The following is a 5548-nucleotide window of genomic DNA, read 5'->3' as shown; positions in this document are numbered from 1 at the left end:
AGGAACATTGCCACCCCGAGGCCGAGATCATCGATACCGCCGCCCTCGATCTTGAGCAGCAGCAAGCCTGCTACGTGCGTGCGCAGGAGCAGGGCATTGATGTGGTGCGCCTGCATTCGGGCGATCCCGCCATCTACGGCGCGACTGCCGAGCAGATGCGCCGTCTCGATGCGCTGGGCATTGCCTATGAAGTGGTGCCGGGCGTTTCGTCCTTCACCGCTGCGGCAGCGGCGGTGTCGGCTGAACTGACCAAGCCGGAGGTGTCGCAGAGCGTGATCCTGACGCGGGTGTCGGGACGTGCTTCAGCCGTGCCGGAATCGGAATCGATCGCTTCGCTGGCAGCACATCGCGCCACCATGTGCATCTTCCTCTCCGGCCCGCACCTCAAGAAGATCGTCAACGACCTGCTGCTGCACTATCCGCCGGAAACGCCCGTGACCCTGGTCTATCGTGCGACATGGCCGGAGCAGCGCATCTACCAGGGATCGCTCGACAAGGTGCTGGAAGAGAACAAGCGCGGCGAGTGGAACCTGACCACCATGATGCTGGTGGGTGCCGCCCTGAACAAGGAACAGGTCGCCGAATCCAGTCTCTACTCCAAGGACTTCACGCACCTCTTCCGCGTGGTCAAGAAGAACAAGGACGCCGCATGAATCCCCCCGTCGCCCCGGCTGAACTCGGCCTGTGGCCGGTGCGTGCCGAGGCGGCGGCGCTGGCTCTTTACCTGCAGGACAGGCTGGGCGGCGAGCTGTATCAGCCGTGGCTGCAGGCCGAGGGCGGACTGTCGCAGCGGCAGCAGTTTGCGCTGGCCTATCGCCGCCATCGTCAATGGATCATGATCGGCGCCACCGGCATTGCCGTGCGCTTCCTGGACGGCCTGCCGCAGGACAAGCACAGCGATCCGGCGCTGGTGGTGGTCGATGAGGTGGCGCGTTTTGCCATCGCCTTGCTGGCCGGACATGAAGGCGGGGCCAACGGACTGGCCTATCGCGTAGCGCAACTGACAGGGGCGCAGCCGGTGGTGACGACCGCCACTGAGGCGGTCAAGCCGCTGGTACTGGGCATCGGTTGCCGCAAGCTGGCCTCGGCGGAGCAGATTGCCCTTGCCGTGTCGCAGGCGCTGGCGCTGTGCCCCGGCGCGTCACTGGCCCAGGTGCGTGAAGTGGCCACCATCGACATCAAGGCGCAAGAGCCGGGCCTGCTGGCCTTTTGCGCCACCCATGACTTGCCGCTGCGCGTGATTGCACGCGAGCAGATCGCCCAGCGCGCCTGGGTCGGCAAGCCCTCGGAGTGGGTGCGCCAGAATGTGGGCGTAGACGGCGTCTGCGAACCGGCGGCCTTGATCGCCAGCCCGCGTGGCCGTCTGTTGCTGGGCAAGACCGCGCTGGACGGGGTGACCGTGGCCGTGGTGGATGACGCCGATGCTTGGCGGACATTCAAAGACAAGCTGTAAAACATGGAAAGTATGCAGATGGAAGCCGTCAAGAAAAAAGGCGTATTGAACCTGGTCTCCGTAGGCCCCGGTTTTGAAGAGATGATCATCCCGCGCGCCATCGAGGCCTTGCGCGACAGCGAGGTCATCGTCGCCTACGAGTTGTATTTGCGCTGGATCGCCTCGCACATCGAGGGCAAGGAAATCCACACGCCGCCGCTCACGCAAGAGCGCGAGCGCGCCTTGCTGGCCATCGAGCAGGCCCGCGCCGGACGCCGCGTGGCGCTCATCTCCAGCGGCGACATCGGCATCTACGCCATGGCCGCGCTGGCCTTCGACGACATGCGCGAGGACGATACCTATGAGGTCAACGTCATTCCCGGCGTGACCTCGGCCAATGCCTGCGCTTCGCTGCTGGGGTCGCCGCTGTCGCATGACTTCGCCACGCTGTCGCTGTCGAACCTGCTGTGCCCGTGGTCCTGGATCGAACAGCGCGCCAGCCACATCGCCCAAGCCGACCTGGCCTGCGTGCTCTACAACGTGCAGAGCGCCGGACGGCAGGAGGGCGTCTATCGCATCCTGCAGCTGATGCTGCAACACAAGGCTCCGCATACCCTGTGCGGGGTTGTGCGCAACGCTTATCGTCCGGGCCAGCAGGTGTCCATTCATCGCCTGGATGAATTGCCGGGCCTGCAGTTCGACATGCTGACCTCGATCGTCATCGGCAACCGCTTTACCCAGCGCAAGCGCGACTGGATCTTTACGCCGCGCGGCTACAACGACTGGAGCGAAGAATCACAGGCCGCTGAAGTGGCGCAACTGCCGCCGCAGGCGGTGTGGGTCTTTGCCGGTACCAGCGATGGCAATCTGGTGGCACGCGAGCTGGCCGCGCAGGGCGAGCGGGTGGTGATCTCCACGGCGACCGCTTATGGCGGCGAACTGGCCAGCCAGGATTGTCCGGGGGCCCACGTCTGGTCCGGCCGCCAGGGCGTGGAAGCGCGCCGCCAGGCCTTGCGCGAGAGCCAGGCGCGTGTGCTGGTGGATGCCACGCATCCGTTTGCGGTGCAGATGTCGCAGCAACTCATGATGCTGGCCAAGGAGTTGGCGATTCCGTATCTGCGCTATGAACGCCCGAGCGACCTGGCCAGCGATGATCCGCACGTCTGCGCCGACATGGAAGAAGCCGCCACCCGCGCCATCGCCATGGGCGGCCGCATCTTCCTGGCCACCGGATCCAAGGACCTGGGCAGCTTCCTGCAGGCGCCCGGTGCGGCCGCCAAGCAATGGTTCGCCCGCGTGACCGCCGATCCGGACTTCATCAAGCGCGCGCTGGAACTGGGCTTGCCGCGCGCCCACCTGTGCGCCATGCAGGGACCGTTCTCGCAGGCCTTCAATGAAGCGCTGTGGCGGGATTGGGGCATCGACTGCGTGGTCACCAAGGATTCGGGCGAGGCCGGTGGCTATCGGGCCAAGGTGGAGGCGGCGCGCGCCTTGGGCATCCCGTTGTTGACGGTGCGCCGGCCAGCACTGGCCTATCCGCAGGTGGCCCATGATGTGCCGACCCTGCAGTCGCAACTGGCAGCACTGGCCGGGGGCTGAAGATGGCCAGCGTCGTCTCTACCTTGCCGCCGCCATTGCCGCCGATACCGGTCACCGTGGTGACGGGTTTCCTCGGTGCCGGCAAGACGACCTTGCTGCGCGGTCTGGTCCAGCGTCGCCAGTCGCGCCGCCTGGCCTTGCTCATCAATGAATTCGGCGAAGTCGCCATCGATGGCGACCTGCTGCGTGCCGAAGGGGATGCGCAGGGTCATGTACAGATCCAGGATTTTGCCCACGGCCTCATTGCCTATGGCGACGATGAACATTTCGTCCCCGCCATGCTGGCCCTGGCCGCACGGCGGGCGCAGATCGATCACGTGCTCATCGAGACGTCCGGCCTGGCCCTGCCCAGTGCCGTCATGGAAGTGCTGCAATCGCCGGAACTGGCCCCGCACTTCGTGCTCGATGCCACGCTGGCCGTGGTCGACACGCCGCTGCTGCTGGAAGAAGCCTTTGCCAGCGGTGACGCCGTGCGCGATGCGACGGCGCAGCTGTTCCGCCAGCAGCTGGAATGCGCCGACGTGGTGGTGCTGAACAAGATCGATGGCATGGAAGAAGCACCGCTGCTGCAGGCCGAAGAGACCGTGCGCGCATTGGCACCGAACGTGCGTTTCCTGGAGCTGGCCTATGGGGCCAGACTGGACATCCGTCTCGCACTCGGCCTGCGCCTGCACCAGGCAGGCAGCACCGTGCATCACCATTACACGCCGGTGGGCATGCCGGGCGAACGCGCCACCGTGGCAGCGGACCAGTGGCGCTTCAATGGCCACGCGCACTCCGGGCTGGGTGCGCACAGCCATGGCTTGTCCACCCACAAGCATTTCCATGAGCAGGACCCCGGCTGGCAATCCTTCACGCTGCGCAGCCAGGCAGCGCAGGAGCCGGAGTCCCTGCGCCGTGCCGTGGTGGCCGTGGCGCTGGACCAGCCCATCCTGCGCACCAAGGGTTTCATCGCCACCGGCGAGGGCAGCACGCAATTGCTGCAAGCCGTGCGCGCGCGCGCCGTCGTGGCCAGTGCGCAGGGTGGCAAGAGCGCAGGGGGCTCTGAGCTGGTCTTCATCGGCTACCACCCCAGTCGCGCGCGCGTGGCGCAGTTGCTGTCGTCGTTGACCGGCACCGAATGGATTTGATTTTGTTGCAGCACCAGGAAAGAACCTCACCATGAAAACCGACCCCGAATCGCACAAGCGCATGACCCAGCGTCACAAGGAGGGCTTCGAAAAAAAGAAGGCCGCCGCCCAGAAGGAAAAGGGTCTCCTGATCGTCAACACCGGTACCGGCAAGGGCAAGTCCAGCGCCGCCTTCGGCATGGGCATGCGCATCCTCGGCCACGGCATGAAGCTGGGCGTGGTGCAGTTCATCAAGGGCGCGCTCTACAGCGCCGAGCGCGACTTTCTCGGCGGGCACGCCAACTGTGACTTCCATGTCGTCGGCGCAGGCTACACCTGGGATACCCAGGACCGCGACGCCGACATGCGCACCGCCGCACACGGCTGGGCCGAGGCCGTGCGCATGATCGAGGATCCGAGTTACGACATGGTGATCCTGGACGAACTCAACATCGTCCTGAAATACCAGTATCTCGATCTGGAGGAGGTGCTGCGTGTCTTCGCGGCACGCCGCGAGATGCTGCACATCGTCGTCACCGGCCGCCATGCGCCGGAGGCCTTGATTGAACAGGCCGACCTGGTCAGCGAGATGCGCCCGCTGAAACATCCCTACAAGGAGCAGGGCGTGAAGGCGCAGAAAGGCGTGGAGTTCTGATGTCTGCCCCTCAATATCGTTGCCCGGCCCTGTTCATCTCGGCCCCGGCCTCGGGCCACGGCAAGACCACCATCACCGCCGCCCTGGCACGCTTGTATCGCCACCAGGGCAAGCGGGTACGGGTGTTCAAGACCGGCCCGGATTTCCTCGATCCGATGGTGCTGCAGCAGGCCAGCGGCCAGCCGGTCGCCAACCTCGACCTGTGGCTGGGCGGGGAGGATCACTGCCGCCGCCAGGTGGCACTGGCCGCCGCCGAATCCGATGTGTTGCTGGTGGAGGGCGTGATGGGCCTCTTCGATGGCGAGCCCAGCAGTGCCGACCTGGCGCAGTTGCTGGGCATTCCCATCGTGGCCGTCATCAATGCGCGCGGCATGGGCCAGACCATCGGCGCGCTGGCGCAAGGCTTGCTGGCCTATCGTCCCGAGCTGAAGTTCGCCGGGGTGCTGGCCAATGGCGTGGCCAGTCCGCGCCATGCGCAGATGCTGCGCCAGGGCTTGCAGAATGCACGGCCTTCAGTGCCGCTGCTGACCGGCTTGCAGCGCGACATGCAATTCGCCTTGCCGGAGCGCCACCTGGGCCTGGTGGCTGCGCCCGAGATCGCCGATCTGGATGCGCGCCTGGATGCCGTGGCTGAAAGAATGTCCGCTACTTCACTGGCCAATCTGCCTCCGGAAGTGGACTTCGGTACGCCCCCGCCGGAACGCGCATTCCCGCGCCTGCTGGAGGGCAAGACCATCGCCGTGGCGCGCGATC

General features: G+C 65.8%; 5 protein-coding genes and 1 pseudogene. All 6 read left to right on the top strand.

Annotation, left to right across the window (positions count from 1 at the left end; all coding sequences use genetic code 11):
* A partial coding sequence (cobM, locus tag B3873_RS00460; RefSeq protein WP_286863497.1) for a precorrin-4 C(11)-methyltransferase occupies positions 1-653 on the top strand: 653 nt, incomplete at its 5' end.
* Positions 650-1453 carry a cobalamin biosynthesis protein gene (locus tag B3873_RS00455; protein WP_286863496.1) on the top strand — a complete coding sequence of 268 codons (804 nt, stop codon included), beginning with the start codon at positions 650-652 and terminating at the stop codon, positions 1451-1453. The genes cobM and B3873_RS00455, both read left to right, overlap by 4 nt.
* 18 nt (positions 1454-1471) lie before the next feature.
* Positions 1472-3031, top strand: coding sequence for a precorrin-3B C(17)-methyltransferase (gene cobJ / locus B3873_RS00450; protein ID WP_286863498.1), 1560 nt, complete (start codon positions 1472-1474; stop codon positions 3029-3031).
* A 2-nt stretch (positions 3032-3033) separates the two neighbouring features.
* Positions 3034-4161 (top strand): CobW family GTP-binding protein, encoded by a 1128-nt coding sequence (locus tag B3873_RS00445; protein ID WP_286863494.1) that lies wholly within the window; start codon positions 3034-3036, stop codon positions 4159-4161.
* Between the two features lie 31 nt (positions 4162-4192).
* Positions 4193-4795, top strand: coding sequence for a cob(I)yrinic acid a,c-diamide adenosyltransferase (gene cobO / locus B3873_RS00440; RefSeq protein WP_209534722.1), 603 nt, complete (start codon positions 4193-4195; stop codon positions 4793-4795).
* A pseudogene (locus B3873_RS00435) lies at positions 4795-5548 on the top strand (cobyrinate a,c-diamide synthase); the annotation flags it as partial. The gene cobO and the pseudogene B3873_RS00435, both read left to right, overlap by 1 nt.

Origin of the sequence: Herbaspirillum sp. UBA812 (genome assembly GCF_002296545.1) — a bacterium.
Taxonomy (GTDB): domain Bacteria; phylum Pseudomonadota; class Gammaproteobacteria; order Burkholderiales; family Burkholderiaceae_D; genus Herbaspirillum; species Herbaspirillum huttiense.
Note: the sequence above shows the minus strand (reverse complement) of the source record. Positions and strands in the feature narration are given on the sequence as shown.